This window comes from Kineococcus aurantiacus, assembly GCF_013409345.1.
GTDB classification, from domain to species: Bacteria; Actinomycetota; Actinomycetes; order Actinomycetales; family Kineococcaceae; genus Kineococcus; species Kineococcus aurantiacus.
Genome location: NZ_JACCBB010000001.1, coordinates 1,339,797 through 1,355,973 on the forward strand (window position 1 = coordinate 1,339,797; position 16,177 = coordinate 1,355,973).

General features: G+C 74.8%; 14 protein-coding genes. 7 read left to right on the forward strand and 7 right to left on the reverse strand.

The genetic code is table 11. The features are described 5' to 3' along the window. Window positions 1-40: 40 nt before the first annotated feature. On the reverse strand, window positions 41-763 hold the full coding sequence (locus BJ968_RS06400; protein WP_179750228.1) for an LmeA family phospholipid-binding protein: 723 nt from the start codon (window positions 761-763) through the stop codon (window positions 41-43). A gap of 50 nt (window positions 764-813) precedes the next feature. Between BJ968_RS06400 and trxA the strand changes: the two genes are divergently transcribed. Both trxA and BJ968_RS06410 read left to right on the forward strand, forming a co-directional pair. After that, window positions 814-1,251 carry a thioredoxin gene (gene trxA, locus BJ968_RS06405; RefSeq protein ID WP_179750230.1) on the forward strand — a complete coding sequence of 146 codons (438 nt, stop codon included), beginning with the start codon at window positions 814-816 and terminating at the stop codon, window positions 1,249-1,251. Between the two features lie 145 nt (window positions 1,252-1,396). Continuing rightward, window positions 1,397-3,556 carry a SpoIIE family protein phosphatase gene (locus BJ968_RS06410; RefSeq protein WP_179750232.1) on the forward strand — a complete coding sequence of 720 codons (2,160 nt, stop codon included), beginning with the start codon at window positions 1,397-1,399 and terminating at the stop codon, window positions 3,554-3,556. Between the two features lie 47 nt (window positions 3,557-3,603). Here the strand turns inward: BJ968_RS06410 and BJ968_RS06415 are convergent, their stop codons facing one another. From BJ968_RS06415 to BJ968_RS06425, 3 genes are read right to left on the reverse strand one after another with little or no spacing between them, the layout of a single operon-like run. Then, entirely contained in the window at window positions 3,604-5,118 is a 1,515-nt protein-coding gene (locus tag BJ968_RS06415; protein WP_179750234.1) for an amino acid permease, read from the reverse strand. Then, complete coding sequence (locus BJ968_RS06420) at window positions 5,115-5,960, reverse strand: universal stress protein (protein WP_179750236.1); 846 nt, start codon at window positions 5,958-5,960, stop codon at window positions 5,115-5,117. The genes BJ968_RS06415 and BJ968_RS06420 overlap by 4 nt, the downstream gene beginning before the upstream one ends. Then, window positions 5,957-7,330, reverse strand: a complete 1,374-nt coding sequence (locus tag BJ968_RS06425) for a flavin monoamine oxidase family protein (protein ID WP_343077866.1) — start codon at window positions 7,328-7,330, stop codon at window positions 5,957-5,959. Before BJ968_RS06425 ends, BJ968_RS06420 begins: the two co-directional genes overlap by 4 nt. A gap of 92 nt (window positions 7,331-7,422) precedes the next feature. Here BJ968_RS06425 and BJ968_RS06430 point away from each other — a divergent pair, with 92 nt between their 5' ends. Beyond that, complete coding sequence (locus BJ968_RS06430; RefSeq protein WP_343077867.1) at window positions 7,423-8,100, forward strand: TetR/AcrR family transcriptional regulator; 678 nt, start codon at window positions 7,423-7,425, stop codon at window positions 8,098-8,100. 134 nt (window positions 8,101-8,234) lie between these two features. Further along, complete coding sequence (locus BJ968_RS06435; protein ID WP_179750240.1) at window positions 8,235-9,287, forward strand: AAA family ATPase; 1,053 nt, start codon at window positions 8,235-8,237, stop codon at window positions 9,285-9,287. Between the two features lie 52 nt (window positions 9,288-9,339). On the opposite strand, the gene BJ968_RS06440 is transcribed toward BJ968_RS06435, so the two are convergent. The 3 genes from BJ968_RS06440 to BJ968_RS06450 are packed head-to-tail and all read right to left on the reverse strand — an operon-like array spanning window position 9,340 to window position 11,851. Continuing rightward, complete coding sequence (locus BJ968_RS06440; RefSeq protein ID WP_179750242.1) at window positions 9,340-9,993, reverse strand: 3-oxoacid CoA-transferase subunit B; 654 nt, start codon at window positions 9,991-9,993, stop codon at window positions 9,340-9,342. Further along, on the reverse strand, window positions 9,990-10,670 hold the full coding sequence (locus BJ968_RS06445) for a 3-oxoacid CoA-transferase subunit A (protein WP_179750244.1): 681 nt from the start codon (window positions 10,668-10,670) through the stop codon (window positions 9,990-9,992). Before BJ968_RS06445 ends, BJ968_RS06440 begins: the two co-directional genes overlap by 4 nt. After that, window positions 10,667-11,851, reverse strand: a complete 1,185-nt coding sequence (locus BJ968_RS06450) for an acetyl-CoA C-acyltransferase (RefSeq protein WP_179750246.1) — start codon at window positions 11,849-11,851, stop codon at window positions 10,667-10,669. Before BJ968_RS06450 ends, BJ968_RS06445 begins: the two co-directional genes overlap by 4 nt. 79 nt (window positions 11,852-11,930) lie before the next feature. Between BJ968_RS06450 and BJ968_RS06455 the strand changes: the two genes are divergently transcribed. From BJ968_RS06455 to BJ968_RS06465, 3 genes are all read left to right on the forward strand, one after another. Beyond that, the gene (locus tag BJ968_RS06455; RefSeq protein WP_179750248.1) at window positions 11,931-12,809 is read left to right on the forward strand and encodes a LysR substrate-binding domain-containing protein; all 879 of its coding nucleotides are present in this window, start codon (window positions 11,931-11,933) and stop codon (window positions 12,807-12,809) included. A 159-nt stretch (window positions 12,810-12,968) separates the two neighbouring features. Next, window positions 12,969-14,654 carry a thiamine pyrophosphate-dependent enzyme gene (locus BJ968_RS06460; protein WP_218884862.1) on the forward strand — a complete coding sequence of 562 codons (1,686 nt, stop codon included), beginning with the start codon at window positions 12,969-12,971 and terminating at the stop codon, window positions 14,652-14,654. Window positions 14,655-14,686: 32 nt separating this feature from the next. Further along, entirely contained in the window at window positions 14,687-16,147 is a 1,461-nt protein-coding gene (locus tag BJ968_RS06465) for an aldehyde dehydrogenase family protein (RefSeq protein ID WP_179750250.1), read from the forward strand. The last annotated feature ends 30 nt before the right edge of the window (window positions 16,148-16,177 follow it).

The following is a 16,177-nucleotide window of genomic DNA, read 5'->3' on the forward strand; positions in this document are numbered from 1 at the left end:
CGGCCGCGGCGGGGCCGGGGCCCCGGGTGGGCGGGGCGGCTCAGGGGACGTCGACGGGGCCCGGCGCGAGCGCGCCCTCCACGGCGAGGCCGGTGTCGGTGACGCGCAGACCGCTCAGCCGCACCTGCGCCGGCACCCCCTCCAGCGGGACGGACAGGTCATCGACCCCGGCCAGCTCCAGCAGCCGCCGCGCCCGGCTCAGCGGCACCGTCGCCCCGGCCAGCTGCGCGCTGACCGGTTCGAGGCGGACGGCCGCGCCGTCCAGGACGGGCCGGGCGGTCACGGCCAGCTCGAGCCCGGCCGTGAGGACCCGCACGGTCGTCGCGGCGCGCACCGCGTCCCCGTCCCGGGCCAGCCGCACGTCCAGGCCCGCGACGGACACCTGCCGCGCCAGGTCCGCGAACGGCACCTGCGCCCGCAGCGTCCCGCCGGCGAGGTCCACCGTGCCTGCGCGCCCCAGGAGCACCGTGGGCGGGACGTCCACCTCCGGCACGCGCACCCGCACGTCGTGCAGCGCGAGGGAGCCGGCCGGCAGCTGCCCGACGGTGACGGTGACGTCCTCGAAGCGCCCCCGCGCGACCTGCCACAGGAACGACCCGCCCGCGACGGTGACCCGCGGGTCCTGCGGCAGGTCGTAGCGGGTGCGCAGCTCGGTCGCGACGCGGGCGGTCGCCCAGGCGCGCGCGCCGAGGTCGGCCGCGACGGCGATCACCGCGAGCGCCGCGAGGGTCACCAGCAGCCGGAGCAGGCGCGATCGGGGCACCTGCGCGACGGTACGGGAAGGTCTGGGGACCCACCGTGGTTGGCAAGGGCATGAGCACTCAGGCACTGACCCTGGAGACGCACGACGAGACCGTGAAGGACGGCATCGTCCTCATCGACTTCTGGGCCGACTGGTGCGGTCCGTGCAAGCAGTTCGCACCCGTGTTCGAGCAGGCCTCCACCCAGCACGAGGACATCACCTTCACCAAGGTGGACACCGAGGACCAGCAGGTGCTGGCCGCGCGCTACGGCATCACGTCGATCCCGACGCTGGTGGCCTACCGCGACGGCATCCCGGTCTTCGGCCAGCCCGGCGCCCTGCCCGGCCCGGCGCTGGAGCAGCTCATCGAGCAGGTCCGCGCCCTGGACATGGACCAGGTGAAGGAGCAGTACGCGCAGGCGCTCGCGGCCGAACAGGCCAAGCAGCAGGCCCAGCAGCAGCCGGCGCGCGAGGGCGTGCGGGCGGGCACCGACCCGGCCGCCTTCTGACCCGTCCCCGGTCCCCGTGCGGGAGCCCCGTCCGTCCCGGGCGGGGCTCCCGCGCGTTTGAGGCAGACACGGCCCCGCCGGAGTGATTCGATGGGGCCGCGAGCCGACGGGAGCGGTCGGGGACGACCAGGGGGGACGGGACAGGGTGACCACCGCACCGGTCGACATGGGGGCCGTGTTCCGGGCCCTGCCGACGGCGTACACGGTGCTGAGCCCGGACTTCACCGTCGTCGACGTGAACGCCGAGTTCCTCCGCCTCACCGGCCGCGAGCGGCACGAGGTGCTGGGCCGCGACGGCTTCGAGGTCTACCCGACGTCCCCGGAGACGCTGGTCGACGGCGGGAACCCGCTGCGCGCGCTGTTCACCCGCGTCCTGGCCTCGGGGCGGGCGGAGTCGGTGCCGCTGCTGCGCTACGACGTCGCGCCGACCCTGGCGGGGTCGCCCGCGGAGCGGTGGTGGTCGCTGGCCTGCTCGCCGCTGCTGGACGACGCGGGCCGCGTCGAGCTGCTGCTGTTCCACGTCGAGGACGTCAGCCGGTACGTGCTGGACCACCAGCGGGGGGTCCCGCACGAGGTCGAGCCGGCGCTCGGCTCCCGGCTCGTCGCCCGCCTGGAGGCCGGGCGGGTGGCGCAGGCCGCTCAGGCCCAGGCGGCGCGGCGGGTCTCGGCGCTGGCCGAGACGGCGCTGCAGCTGGCCTCGGCCCGGTCGCTGACCGACGTCGTCCACGCCCTGGCCGGCCACGGCCTGGCCGCGATCGACGCCGACGCGGCGGGCATCGCGGTGCGGGGCGAGGGCGGCTGGCAGCTGGTGGGCGTCGGTGGTCTCCACGACGAGCTGGACGAGCAGTGGGACCGCCTGCCGTTCGACTCCCCGCTGCCGATCTGCGTGAGCGCGCGCACGGGCCAGCGCGTCCTGCTGCCCGACGCCGCGGCGGTCGACGCCTACCACCCGCTGACGGCCTCGCTGCGCAACGGCAACGGCCGGCGGGCCTGGGCCTCGCTGCCGCTGCTGGTGGGCGGGCAGGTGATCGGGGGGCTGGCGGCCGGGTGGGGCCGGGACCACCCGTTCACGGACGAGGAGCTGGAGCTGCTCGACGGCTGCGCGGCGCAGTGCGCGCAGGCGCTGGAGCGCATCACCGGGGAGCGGTCCGCGGCCGAGGAGGTGCGCGCCGTGCGCCGCATGTCCGAGACGCTGCAGCGCAGCCTGCTGACGCAGCCGCCGGTCCGGGAGGGCCTGCAGCTGGCGATGCGCTACCAGCCCGCAGCCCGAGGCGCGGAGGTCGGCGGCGACTGGTTCGACGCGTTCGCGACCCGCTCGGGCGGCACCGTCCTCGTCGTCGGGGACGTCGTGGGGCACGACCAGGTCGCCGCGGCGGCCATGGGCCAGGTGCGGAACATGGTGCGGGGCATCGCCTTCGACGGTGACGACCGCCCGGCGACGCTGCTGGCCCGGCTGGACCAGGCGATGGCGGGCCTGGAGCTGGGGGCGCTGGCCACGGCGGTCCTGGCGGTCGTGGACCCGCCGCTGCCGGGGATCGGGTCGCGGCGGTTGCGGTGGGCCAACGCCGGTCACCTGCCGCCGCTGCTGCGCCGCGCGCGCGGCGGGGTGGACGTCCTGGACACCTGCGACGACCTCATGCTGGGGGTGGAGCCGACGTCGCTGCGGCACGAGCACGTCGTGGACCTCGACCCCGGCGACCTGCTGGTGCTCTACACCGACGGGCTCGTGGAGCGCCGCGGCCTGGACCTCGACGAGGGCGTCGCCGCGGTCCGCGCGGCCCTGCAGGCCCGCGACGTCCTGAACGCCGGGGGGTGGGCGGACTCGCTGCTGGCCGGCACGCGCGCGAGCGGCGCCGAGGACGACACGGCCCTGCTCGTCCTGCACGTGGACGCGGTGTCGGCGGCGCGGGCGGTGCAGGCCGGGGACGGGGTGGCCGAGACGGTGCTGCCGGCCGACCCGCGCTCGGTGCGCGACGCCCGCCGGGTGGTGCAGCGCTGCTGCGGCCACCAGGGGGTCGACGACGACACGACGGAGACCGCGGTGCTGCTGGCGAGCGAGCTGGTGACGAACGCCGTCGTCCACGGCCGCAGCGACGCCCGGTTGCGGGTCGTCGCGAGCCCGCGCTCGGTGCACGTCGAGGTCGGGGACGACAACGACCGGGTCCCGGTGCTGCAGACCCACGACGACGACGCCCTGTCGGGCCGCGGGATCTGGCTGCTGGAGACGGCCGCGACCCGCTGGGGCGTGCGGGAGGAGCCCATCGGCAAGGTCGTGTGGTTCACCCTCGAGGTGCCCGGCGCGTGAGCGGCCGGTGAGCGGCGGGGTCCGGGCGCGGCCCGGACCCCACCGCCTCACGCGTCGGTGGTGCTGCGCCCGACGGGGATGGTCCGGCCGCGGAAGAACCCGGGCCGGCGTGCGCGCTGCACGAGCATGACGACGACGCCGAGGGCGAGGACGCCGATGCCGAGCACGAACACCAGGCCGACCCCGCCGACCTGCGAGCCCGACCCGTAGGAGGGGTCCGTGGAGTCGACCGCGGTCTGGACGAAGAACACCAGCAGCAGCACCCCGCCCACGAGGGGGGCCAGGCAGGTCGACAGGAACGCCTTGACGTCCCCGCGCCAGCTGCCGCGGAAGTACCAGACGCACGCGAGCGCGGTGACGCCGTAGTAGAAGCAGACCATCATCCCCAGCGCGGAGATGGTGTCCCACAGCACGTCCTCGGACAGCACCCGCATCACGGCGTAGAACACCGACGCCACGACGGCCGAGACGACGGTGGCGTACCCCGGGGACTGGAACCGGCGGCTGACGTGGGCGTACCTCGGCGGCAGCGCCCCGTAGTGGCCCATGGCCAGCAGGGTGCGGGCCGGGGAGATGAACGTCGACTGCAGCGAGGCCGCCGAGGACGCCAGGACCGACAGCGACATGAGGATCGCGACCGGTCCCATGACGGGGCTGGCGAGGGCGGCGAAGAGGTTCTCCTGGATGTCCTCGTTGCCCAGGCCCAGCCCGTCGGTGCCGGTGCCGGAGAAGGACAGGACGGCCAGCGCCATCGTCAGGTAGAGGACGACGATGACGGCGATCGTGGACAGCGCGGCCCGGCCGGGGGTGGTGCGGGCGCCCTGGGTCTCCTCGTTCATCGTCAGGACGACGTCCCAGCCCCAGTAGATGAACACCGACAGGGAGATCCCGGCGGCGAAGGAGGAGAAGGAGTCGACGCCGAGGGGGTTGAACCAGCCCGGGTCGAGGGTCAGCCCGGCCGGGGCGGTGCCGCGCGCGACGTGCACGAACGCGGCGACGGCGAACCAGACGAGCACGACCAGCTGGAACGCGACGAGGACGTACTGGACGACCTTGGTCGCCTCCAGCCCGCGGTAGGAGACCCAGCAGGCCAGCGCCATGAACACCAGGCAGGTCGCCACGTTCACCGGCACGTTCGCGGCGAGGTCGGCGATCGACTCGTCCCCGGTGAGCTGGGACAGCATGAGGTAGAAGAAATCGACGGCGATGCCGGCGAGGTTGGACAGGACCAGGACGGTCGCGGCGAGCAGGCCCCAGCCGCCCATCCAGCCGATCCACGGGCCGAACGCGCGCGAGCTCCACGTGAACGTGGTGCCCGCGTCGGGCATGGCCGAGTTCAGCGCCCGGTACCCCAGCGCGACGAGCAGCATGGGGACGAAACCCACGAGGAAGATCGCCGGGAGGTGGTCCCCGACGGCCGACGCCGTGGGCCCCAGGGCCCCGGTGAGGGTGTAGGCGGGGGCGATCGTGGAGACGCCGATGACGACGGCCCCCAGCAGCCCGACGCGGCCGTCGCCCAGGCCCTTGGCCTCGCGGGCGGTCCGCTCGGGCGCGGCGGTCACTGCTCGCCCCGGGGGACGACGACGACCGGGACGGGCACGTGCCGCAGGATCCGCGCGGCGGTCGGCCCGAGGAACGTCTGGCGCCCCTGGGCCAGCCGGGAGGACCCGACGACCAGCAGACCGCCCGCCGCCCAGTCGATGGAACCCACTGCTTCGGCCATGGTGCGTCCTCGCCCCACTTCCACGCTCACCTGCGCCGGCGCGGCGCTGGTCCGGATGTCGTCCACCAGGGCCTGCACCCCGGCCACCGCCCCGGGGTCGGCCCCGGACTCCTCGTCCTGCTCGACGAGGCTCACGACGTGCAGCGGCAGACCGGTCCGCACGGCGGCCTCCCACGCCTCGCGCAGGACGGCCGAGGCTCCCGCCCGGGTGCCGACGGCGACGTAGAGGTGGTCGACGCGCGGCGGCGGGGCGTGCCGCGGCAGCAGCAGGACCGGCACCGGGGAGACGTGCAGGAGGGTCCGCGCGACGGTGCCGACGCCGAAGGGGAGGATCCCTCCCCCGGCGCCCACGACGACGGCGGAGGCCCCGCCGGTGGCGGCGGCCTCCAGCAGCCCCTCGGGCACCGAGCCGGCGGTGCGGACGTCGGTCCGCACGTCGACGTCGGGCCCGAACGCGGTGAGCGCCTCGGCGGCCCAGCCGCGGGCCTGCTCGGTGATGACGCCGGTGACGTCACCGACGGGCGGGTAGACCCCGCCGAACGGGTCGTCGCTGCGGACGACGACCACGACGTCGACGCCGACGTCCAGGGACCGCGCGAGCACGTCGGCCCACTGCAGCGTCCCGGGGCCGCCGTCGTAGGCGACGACGTAGCGGCGTCCGCTCGTCCCCGGGGCGTTCACCCGAGGAGTTCTTCGACGTCGGCGGCGGCGGCCCGGCCCGAGCGCAGCGCGCCGTCGACGTGCTGGTACCCCTCGGCGGCCAGGTCGGAGCAGGCCCAGTGGATGCGCCCGACGGGGGTGCGCTGGTCGGCGCCGTAGCGGGCCAGGCCCCCGAGGTCGAAGCTGGCGGCGTAGGCGCCGCGCGTCCACTCCTCGCTGCCCCAGTCGGACTCGTAGTAGGCCACCGGTTCCCGCGCCTCGTCGCCGAGGAACTGCGCGACGGAGTCCAGGACCGCGGCGCGGCGCTCGGCCTCGGGCAGCGCGAGGACGGCGTCGGCCTTCTCGTCGGCGACGAAGGCGACGAGGGTGCCGCGGTCGTCGCCGTGGAGGGTGTTGTCGTAGACCTCCTGCACGAGGGTGGAGGTCCCGAAGCAGGTGCCGGACAGCCCCGCCTCGCGCCAGAACGGCGTGGCGTAGGTGGCGTGGACCTTGATGACCAGGCCCATGGACAGGTGCTGGTGCATCTGGTGCTGGCGGCGCGGCAGCGGCGGGTCGTAGCTGATGCGGGAGAACAGCGGCGGCGGGACGGCGACGACGACGCGCTGGGCGCGCACGGTCACCCGGTCGGACTCCACGACGACGCCGTCCCCGTCGTCACCGCTGGTCTGCCGGATCGTGCGGACCGGGGTGCTGAGGTGGACGCGGTCGCCGAGCTCGGCGGCCAGGTGCTGCGAGACGCTCTGCATGCCGCCGACGACGCGGCGGTCGAGGATGAAGCACTCGTCGGTGAGGTTGGTGAACGAGCCCGCCGAGGCGGCCATGAGCACGGCCTGCAGGGTGGAGAAGGCGTGGGCGGGTTTGGTCAGCATGGCGCCGGCGATGAACAGCTCGACGGCGGTGCGCGCCTCCTCGTCGTCGGACTGCTGCCGCAGCCAGGCCTCGAAGGAGATCGTGTCGAGCTCGCGGGCGCGCGGGTGCGCCCACGGCTGCGTCGCGCCGACGGAGGCGACGAGGTCGTCCATGAGCTCGGTGAGGCGGGTGATCTCCTTGGCGGTGGCGTCGGGGACGGGGAAGGTCTCCCCGCGGTAGCGCGTGCGGACGCCGTCGAGGCCGATGAAGACGGACTCGCCCTCGCGGTACCGCGGGTAGGTCTCGAACCCGATCTCGTCGAGCAGGCCCAGCAGCTCGGTCTGGTCCGGGGAGATCCACTGGCCGCCGATCTCCAGGGTGACGCCGTCGTGCTCCTCGGTGTGGGTGCGGCCGCCGACGCGGTCGCGGGCCTCGAGGACGACGACGTCCCGGCCGGCCCGGGTGAGGTGCCGGGCGGCGTTGAGACCGGCGGGACCGGCTCCCACGACCACGACGTCGGCGGTGACTTCGGTGGGGCTCACGGGACCTCCAAGGTCCGATCGGCGCAAAGTGATCGGCCTTCATTAATGGCCCGCGGCCGTCCGGTGTCAAGGTCGTGCGCGAGGATGCACCCGTGTCCGCGCCACCCCCACCCCCCCGGCCGCCGGCCCGGCGCGGGCGCGGTCGCCCCACCAGCCCCGTCCTCACCGGCGACGGGATCACCGCCGAGGCCGTGCGCCTGCTGGAGGAGCGCGGCCGCGACGGCCTGACGATGGCGGCGCTCGCGCGCCGGCTGGGGGTCTCCCCCAGCGCGCTCTACAACCACGTGGCGACCAAGCAGGACGTCCTGCGCGCCGTGCAGGACGACGTCAACCGCCGCATCGACTGCTCCGGGTTCGACGGCCCGCCCTGGGACGAGGCCCTGGCCCGCTGGGCGTGGTCCTACCGCGACGCCTACGCCCGCCACCCCGCGCTCGTCCCGATCATCGCCGTCACGCCCGTGAGCAGCGCCCCGCACACGGTCGCGATGTACGAACGGGTCAGCGCCGGCCTGCTCGCCGGGGGGTGGCCCGCGCACCTCGTCACGAACGTCGTCGTGGCGGTCGAGTCGTTCGTGCTCGGCTCGGCGCTGGACACCCAGTCCCCCGAGGACATCTTCGACCCGGGGGAACTGGACGCCCCGACGGTCCGGACGGCGAACGCCGCCCGGCCGGGAGGGGACACGGCGCGGGCGGCGTTCGACCTCGGGCTCGAGGCGCTGCTGACGGGGTTGCGGGCCGTCCTGGCGCAGCAGGGTCCTCAGGAGGGGTAGCGGACGGCCCGGCCCCGCCCGCCGACCCGACGGGAACCCGTTCGGACGGGCCCGACCGGGGCCGGGAACTGCGCAGCAGCCCACAGCCCGTCCCTTCGCAGGTGGTCCGACGCGGTGGGCTCTAGGCTCGCGGCATGGCCCTCAACCGCAAGGCGCTCGACGACCTGCGCGACACGGTCGGGCAACTCGGCGAGCGCCTCAGCGACCAGCTCGGACGCTCCGGTCTGCGCGGCGCGGACGAACTGGGTGAACGCCTCGGGAACCGCAGCGGGGTTCGTCCCGGGCCGGCTCGACCCCTCTCGGTGCTGCAGGCCGAACTCGACGGCCTCGTCGGCCTGGACACGGTGAAGGAACAGGTGCGGGCGCTCGTCGCCTTCCTGCAGGTGCAGGCGCGTCGCAAGACCCACGGCCTGCCCGAAGCGGCCACGTCGCAGCACCTGGTCTTCCTGGGCAACCCCGGCACCGGCAAGACCACGGTGGCGCGACTGCTCGCCGAGATGTACCGGGCGGTCGGCCTGCTGCAGAAGGGTCACCTGGTCGAGGTCGACCGCGCCGGCCTCGTCGGGCAGTACGTCGGGGAGACGGCCGTCAAGACCGACCGGGTGATCCGCCGGGCCCTCGACGGCGTCCTGTTCATCGACGAGGCCTACTCCTTGGCCCCCGAGGGTGAGGGCCGCCTCGACTTCGGGACGGAAGCCGTCGAGGTCCTGCTCAAGCGCATGGAGGACCACCGCCACCGCCTGGTGGTCATCGTGGCCGGCTACCCCCGGCTGATGGAGTCCTTCCTGCTGTCCAACCCGGGTCTGCGATCGCGCTTCGCGCGTGAGGTCGACTTCCCCGACTACTCCACCGACGAGCTCCAGGAGATCTTCGCGATCATCGCCGCTCAGCACGAGTACGAGTTGGCGCCCGGCGCCGAGGAGACGCTGCGCCGCATCCTCGCCGGTCTGCACCCCGGCGAGGAGTCCGGCAACGCCCGTTTCGCCCGCACGTTGTTCGAGCAGGCCCTCAACCGCCAAGCGCTGAGGCTGACCCGCGACGGGGCCCGCAGCGCCGACGACCTCGACCGCGCGGACGTCGTGACGCTGACCTCCGACGACATCGCCGACGCCGCCCGCGCGCTGGGCGAAGAACCCCTGCCACTGCCCGCACCCGACCCGACGGGTTGGCGACGCTGGCTGGCGTGATCCCGCGGGGGTGTCCCGGCTCGGAGGACGTCATCGCCGCCTCGTCCGCCCGTCACGCGATCGTCAGACCCACCAGCAGATCACGCAGTTCGGCGACGCTCGTCCCCCAGGTCTCCTCCACGACCACCTCGCCGCCGCGCAACGAGAGCACGGCCTCCTCGCTGTAGACGCGCGAGACGCACCCCACACCCGTCAGCGGGTAGGTGCAGCGCGGGACGAGCTTGGGGGTCCCGTCGCGCCCGCGCAACGGCATGACGACGTACACGGCCCGCGCCCCTGTGGCCAGGTCCATGGCGCCCCCGACGGCGGGGATGGCGTCGGGCGCCCCGGTGTGCCAGTTCGCCAGGTCCCCGTTCACCGCGACCTGGTAGGCGCCCAGCACGCAGACGTCGAGGTGGCCGCCGCGCATCATGGCGAAGCTGTCGGCGTGGTGGAAGTAGGAGGCGCCGGGGGTCTCGACGACGGGGACCTTCCCCGCGTTCACGAGGTCGGGGTCGACCTCGTCGCCGACGGCGGCCCGGCCCATCCCGAGCATCCCGTTCTCGGTGTGCAGCACGACGCCCGATTCTGGGGACAGGTGGTCGGCCACCAGGGTGGGGCGCCCGATGCCGAGGTTCACGTACGCCCCCTCGGGGATGTCGCGGGCGACGCGCGCGGCCAGCTCGTCCTTCGACAGCGGCCCGCGGTCCAGGTGCTCGACGGTCACGCCGCCACCCCCTGCGGGACGCGCACGACGCGGTCGACGTAGATCGCCGGTGTCACGACGTTCTCGGGGTCCAGCCCGCCGGTCGGCACGACCTCGGCGACCTGCACGACGCTGGTGCGGGCCGCGGCCGCCATGAGCGGGCCGAAGTTGCGGGCCGTCTTGCGGTACACGAGGTTCCCCGCCCGGTCCGCGACGTGCGCCTTGACGAGCGCGACGTCCCCGTGGATCGGGAACTCCAGCAGGTGCTCGCGGCCGTCGATCACCCGGGTCTCCTTCCCCTCCGCCAGCGGTGTCCCCACCCCCGTCGGGCAGTAGAACGCCCCGATGCCCGCCCCGGCCGCGCGCAGCCGCTCGGCGAGGTTGCCCTGCGGGACGAGTTCGAGCTCGATGCGCCCGGACCGGTACAGCTCGTCGAACACCCACGAGTCGCTCTGGCGCGGGAACGAGCAGACGATCCGGCGGACGCGGCCGGCCTTCAGCAGCGCGGCCAGCCCGACGTCGCCGTTGCCGGCGTTGTTGTTCACCACGGTCAGGTCGGTGGCCCCCTGCCGCAGCAGGGCGTCGATGAGCTCGACGGGCTGCCCGGCGGGGCCGAAACCTCCGATGAGGACCGTCGAGCCGTCGGCGACGTCCGCGACGGCGGCGTCGACGTCCTCGGGGAAGACGGTGCGGCTCAACGGGTCTCCCCGGCGTTCTCCAGGACGACGGCGAGCGCCTGCCCGACGCCGATGCAGATCGCGGCGACGCCCCAGCGGACCCGCTCGCGCCGCATCCGCTCGGTGAGGGTCCCCACGACGCGGCCGCCGGAGGCTCCCAGGGGGTGCCCGAGGGCGATGGCCCCGCCGCGGGTGTTGACGATGTCCGGGTCGACCTTCCAGGCGTCCAGGCAGGCCAGGGACTGCACGGCGAAGGCCTCGTTGAGCTCCACGGCACCGACCTGGTCCCAGCCGATCCCGGCCCGGGCCAGCGCCCGGTTCGCCGCCTCGACGGGGGCGAACCCGAAGTCCTGCGGGTCGAGCGCGAACGCGCCCCGGCCGGCGACGCGGGCGAGGGGTTCGCGGCCGAGCGCGGCGGAGGCCGAGCCCACGAGGACGGCGGACGCGCCGTCGCTCAGCGGGGAGGCGTTGCCCGCGGTGATGGTGCCGCCGAAGGCGGGTTTCAGGCCCGCGAGGCGTTCGACGGTGGAGTCGGCGCGGATGCCCTCGTCGCGGGCGAGCCCGTCGACGGCGACGACGAGCTCGTCGTAGAAACCCTCGTCCCAGGCGGCGGCGGCGAGGCGGTGGGAGCGGACGGCGAACTCGTCCTGGCGGTCGCGGGAGATGCCGAACCGCTGCTGCAGGAGCTCGTTGGCGCCGCCGAGGCTGACGGTCCACTCCTTCGGCATGCGCGGGTTGACCAGCCGCCACCCCAGGGTGGTGGAGGGGGCGGTGACGTCGCCGGCGGGGAAGGCGCGGGAGGGTTTGGGCAGCACCCAGGGGGCGCGGGTCATGGACTCCACGCCCCCGGCGACGACGACGTCGGCGTCGCCGGTCTCCACGGCCCGCGAGGCGGCGAACAGGGCGTCGAGGCCGGAGCCGCAGAGCCGGTTGACGGTGCTGCCGGGGACGGAGGTGGGCAGCCCGGCGAGCAGGACGGCCATGCGCGCCACGTTGCGGTTGTCCTCCCCCGCGCCGTTGGCCAGGCCGAGGACGACCTCGTCGACGGCGGCGGGGTCCAGGCCGGGTGAGCGGTCGACGACGGCGCGCACGACGGTGGCGGCGAGGTCGTCGGGGCGGGTCTCGGCGAGGGCGCCGCCGAACTTCCCGAAGGGTGTCCGCACGGCGTCGTAGACGAAGGCTGGGGAGGCGGGCGAGGGCACGGGTCCACTTTCACCCTGTCCGCGCCCATACGTCCAATATCGGTTGTGGAGCGGATCGGTACTTCGCGAGTATCGACGGGTGACCCTGCGCCGCCTGGAGTACTTCGTCGCCGTCGCCGAGCAGGGCTCGTTCAGCGCGGCCGCCCGCTCGCTGCACGTGGCCCAGCCGCCGCTGTCGACGCAGGTGCGGGCGCTGGAGCGGGAGCTGGGCGCGGACCTGTTCGACCGCTCGGGCCGCACCCCGGGGCTCACGGCCGCCGGCCGGGCCCTGCTGCCCGAGGCCCGCCGGATCCTGGCCGCCTACGACCGCCTGGCCACGACCGCGCGGCACGCGCGCGAGGGCGGCGTGGGGCGGCTGCGGGTGGGGCTGGTGCCCTCGGCCACCGCCGGGGCGCTGCCGGAGGTGCTGCGGCGCGTGCGCGAGGAGCTGCCCGGGCTGGAGGTCTCCCTCGTCGAGGGCCGGCCGCCGGAGCTGCTGCGCCGCCTGGACCTGGACGACCTCGACGTCGTCCTGCTCTACGCCGTGCCCGACGGCCCGCAGCTGGCCTCCCGGGTCCTGTCGGCCGAACCGCTCGTGCTGGCGGTGCCGGCCGGTCACCGCCTCGCGGCCCTGCCCGCCGTCCCCGTCGCCGAGCTGGAGCGCGAACCGGTCCTGCTGCCGGCCCGCCACGGCGACGACGGGCTGCGCGAGCGCACCACGGCCCTGCTGTCCGGGGTGCACGTGCGCGTCGTGCAGGACGACCTGTGGATGGTGCAGACGGTGGTGGCGCTCGTGGCCGCGGGGCTGGGCTGCGCCGTCGTCCCGGCGTCCACGGCCGGTTCCCGGCCCGGGGCGGTGCAGTACCGCCCGTTCGCCGGGACGCGCACGGACCTCGAACTGGTCGCGACGTGGCGCGTCGACCGCGACCACCCGCCGGTCGCGCGGTTCCTGGCGGCGTGGAGCGCCCCGGCCGGCTGACCCGACCGCCGCGCGGGGTGAGCGGGGGGTGAGCGGACGGGGGCGGTTCACCGCCGTGCGCGGTGAACAACGCCCTGTCTTCACAGGGGTGGAAGGAGCGGGGAAGATTCCGCCGGCGGAGGCCTGCCCACCGCGCCGGGCCTCACTAGCGTCCCGGACGTGACCGAACTCCTGGCGGCACCGTCCCCCTCCCCGAACCCACCCGGTCCCCGCGCCCCCCGCAGCGCGGGCCACGTCGTCGTGGAGGCGCTCGCCGCGCACGGCGTCGAACGCGTCTACGTCGTGCCGGGCGAGAGCTACCTCGACGTGCTCGACGGCCTGCACGACTCCGGCATCCAGACGGTCGTGACCCGCCACGAGGGCGGCGCGGCCTACATGGCCGAGGCCGACGGCAAGATGCACCGGCGCCCCGGCATCGCCATGGTGACCCGCGGCCCGGGCGCGGCCAACGCCCACGTCGGCCTGCACACCGCCTGGCAGGACGCCACGCCCATGGTGCTGTTCGTCGGGCTCATCCCCTTCGACCACCGCGACCGGGAGGCGTTCCAGGAGTTCGACGTCAAGGCGTGGTTCGACACCGGTGCCAAGCGCGTCATGGTCCTGGACAACGCCGAGCGCGCCTCCGAGATCGTCGCCGAGGCGATGTTCGCCGCCAGCAGCGGCCGGCCCGGCCCGGTCGTCGTCGGGCTGCCCGAGGACGTCCTGCGCCACGAGGTGCACACCCCGGCCCACCCGCCCATCCCCGTCGCCACCGGCGGCATGACCGCCCGGGACGTCGACGCCCTCACCCGGGCGCTCGCGGGCGCGGCCAAACCGCTGTTCGTCACCGGCGGCAACGACTGGACCCCCGCCGCCGCGCAGCAGCTCACGGCCTGGCTGGAGAGGCACCGCATCCCCGCGGCCGCCGAGTGGCGCACCGAGGGCACCGTCCCCTTCGACTCCCCCAGCTACGTCGGCCCCATCGGCTACGGGCGGCCGAAACCGACCTACGACCTGCTGGAGGAGACCGACCTGCTCGTCTTCGTCGGCACGGTCCCCGGCGACACCATCACCGACGGTTTCGTGGTGCGCCAGGACTGGTCCCGCAAGAACTTCCTGGTGACGATGGACCCCTCGCTGCGCGGGCGCAGCGGCGCGGTGTCGTACCAGGTCGTCGCCAAACCCGACGTGTTCGTGCGCGACCTGGCCGGCATCGACCTCGACGTCCGGCCGGAGTGGGTGGCCTGGACGCGGCGGATGCGCGCCGAGCAGGAGCGGTTCGCCGCCCTGCCGCCGGCCACCCCCTCCCCCGGCCCGGCGCGCGTGGACACCTTCATGGCGAACCTCGTGCCCGGCCTGCCCCGCGACGCGATCGTGACGTTCGGGGCCGGTGAGCACACCAACTGGGCCCACCGGTACTTCCCCACCCACGGGTTCGCCACGATGCTCAGCGCCCGCAACGGGTCCATGGGGTACTCCGTCCCCTCCGCCGTCGCGGCGTCCCTGTCGTACCCGGGCCGGCGGGTCGTGACCGTCGCCGGGGACGGCGAGTTCCTCATGAACGGCCAGGAACTGGCCACCGCCGCGCAGTACGGGGCGACACCGCTGGTCGTGGTGGTGGACAACGCCGAGTACGGCACGATCCGCACCCACCAGGAACGGCACTACCCGGGCCGGATCAGCGGGACCCAGCTGAAGAACCCCGACTTCGCGCTCGTGGCGCAGGCCTTCGGCGGGTTCGGCGTCCGCGCCGAACGCGACGCCGACGTCCCCGGCGCCCTGGCCGCCGCCCTGCGGGCCATCGACGAGGAGCACGTGTTCGCCCTCGTCCACCTCGTCGTCGAGCAGCGCACCCGCGCGTACTGACCCCGCACCCCGAACCCGAGGAGGACCCGGACGTGAGCACCACTCCCGCGCAGCAAGTGGTCCAGACCGTGCCCAGCGGCCTGTTCATCGGCGGCCACTGGCGCGAGGGCCGCCGCGAGCACCGCATCGACGTGGAGAACCCCGCCACCGGCGAGGTCCTCACCACCGTCGCCGACGCCGACGAGACCGACGGCCGCGAGGCCCTGGACGCCGCCGTCGCCGCCCAGGCGTCCTGGGCCCGCACCCCCAGCCGCGAGCGCGCCGAGGTCCTGCGCCGCGCCTTCGACCTGCTCACGGCCCGCGCCGACGAGTTCGCGCTGCTCATGACGCTGGAGATGGGCAAACCGCTGGCCGAGGCCCGCGGCGAGGTGACCTACGGCGCGGAGTTCCTGCGCTGGTTCTCCGAGGAGGCCCCCCGGATCTCCGGCCGCTACGCGCCCAACCCCGTCGGCGGCAGCCGGTTGCTGACGACCAAGGCCCCCGTCGGCCCCACGCTGATGATCACCCCGTGGAACTTCCCGCTGGCCATGGCGACCCGCAAGGTGGCCCCCGCCGTCGCCGCCGGCTGCACCATGGTCGTCAAACCCGCCACCGCCACCCCGCTGACGATGCTGAAGTTCGCCGAGCTGATGTCCGAGGCCGGGCTGCCCGACGGCGTCCTGAACGTCGTCACCACGTCCACCACGGGCCGGGTCACCGCCCCCCTGCTGGCCGACCCGCGGCTGCGCAAGCTCACCTTCACCGGTTCCACCGAGGTCGGCCGCAAGCTCATCGCCGCCTCCGCCGACCAGGTCCTGCGCGTGTCGATGGAGCTGGGCGGCAACGCCCCGTTCCTCGTCTTCGACGACGCCGACCTGGACAGGGCCGTCGAGGGGGCGCTCGCCGCGAAGATGCGCAACACCGGTGAGGCCTGCACGGCCGCGAACCGCTTCTACGTCCAGCGCGGCGTGGCCGCCGAGTTCACCGAGCGCTTCGCCGACCGCCTCGGGAACCTCGTCGTCGGCGACGGCGTCGAACCCGGCACGCAGGTCGGCCCGCTCATCGACGCCGGGGCCCGCGCCGACGTCGCCGCCCGCGTCGACGAGGCCGTCCTGGCCGGCGGCAAGGTCCTCACCGGCGGCGCCCCGGTCGGGGACCGCGGGTACTTCTACGCCCCCACCCTGGTGACCGACGTGCCCGCCGGGGCCCGGCTGCTCACCGAGGAGACGTTCGGGCCGGTCGCCCCCGTCGTCGTCTTCGACACCGAGGACGAGGCGCTGACCCTGGCCAACGCCACCGAGTTCGGGCTGATCGCCTACGCGTTCACGCGCGACCTCGACCGCGGCCTGCGGGTCGCGGAGGCCCTGGAGACCGGCATGGTCGGCCTCAACGCCGGTGTCGTCTCCAACGCCGCGGCGCCCTTCGGCGGGGTCAAGGCCAGCGGCTACGGCCGCGAGGGCGGGTTCGAGGGGATCGAGGAGTACCTGGAGACCAAGTACGTCGGGATCGGCTGACCCCGCCCCGTGACCGGGCATGAGCGTGCC

What these genes read in the sequence shown, in the direction of transcription:
- BJ968_RS06435 (WP_179750240.1), top strand. Translation starts at nt 8,235, where the DNA reads ATGGCCCTCAACCGCAAGGCGCTCGACGACCTGCGCGACACGGTCGGG.
- trxA (WP_179750230.1), top strand. Translation starts at nt 814, where the DNA reads ATGAGCACTCAGGCACTGACCCTGGAGACGCACGACGAGACCGTGAAG.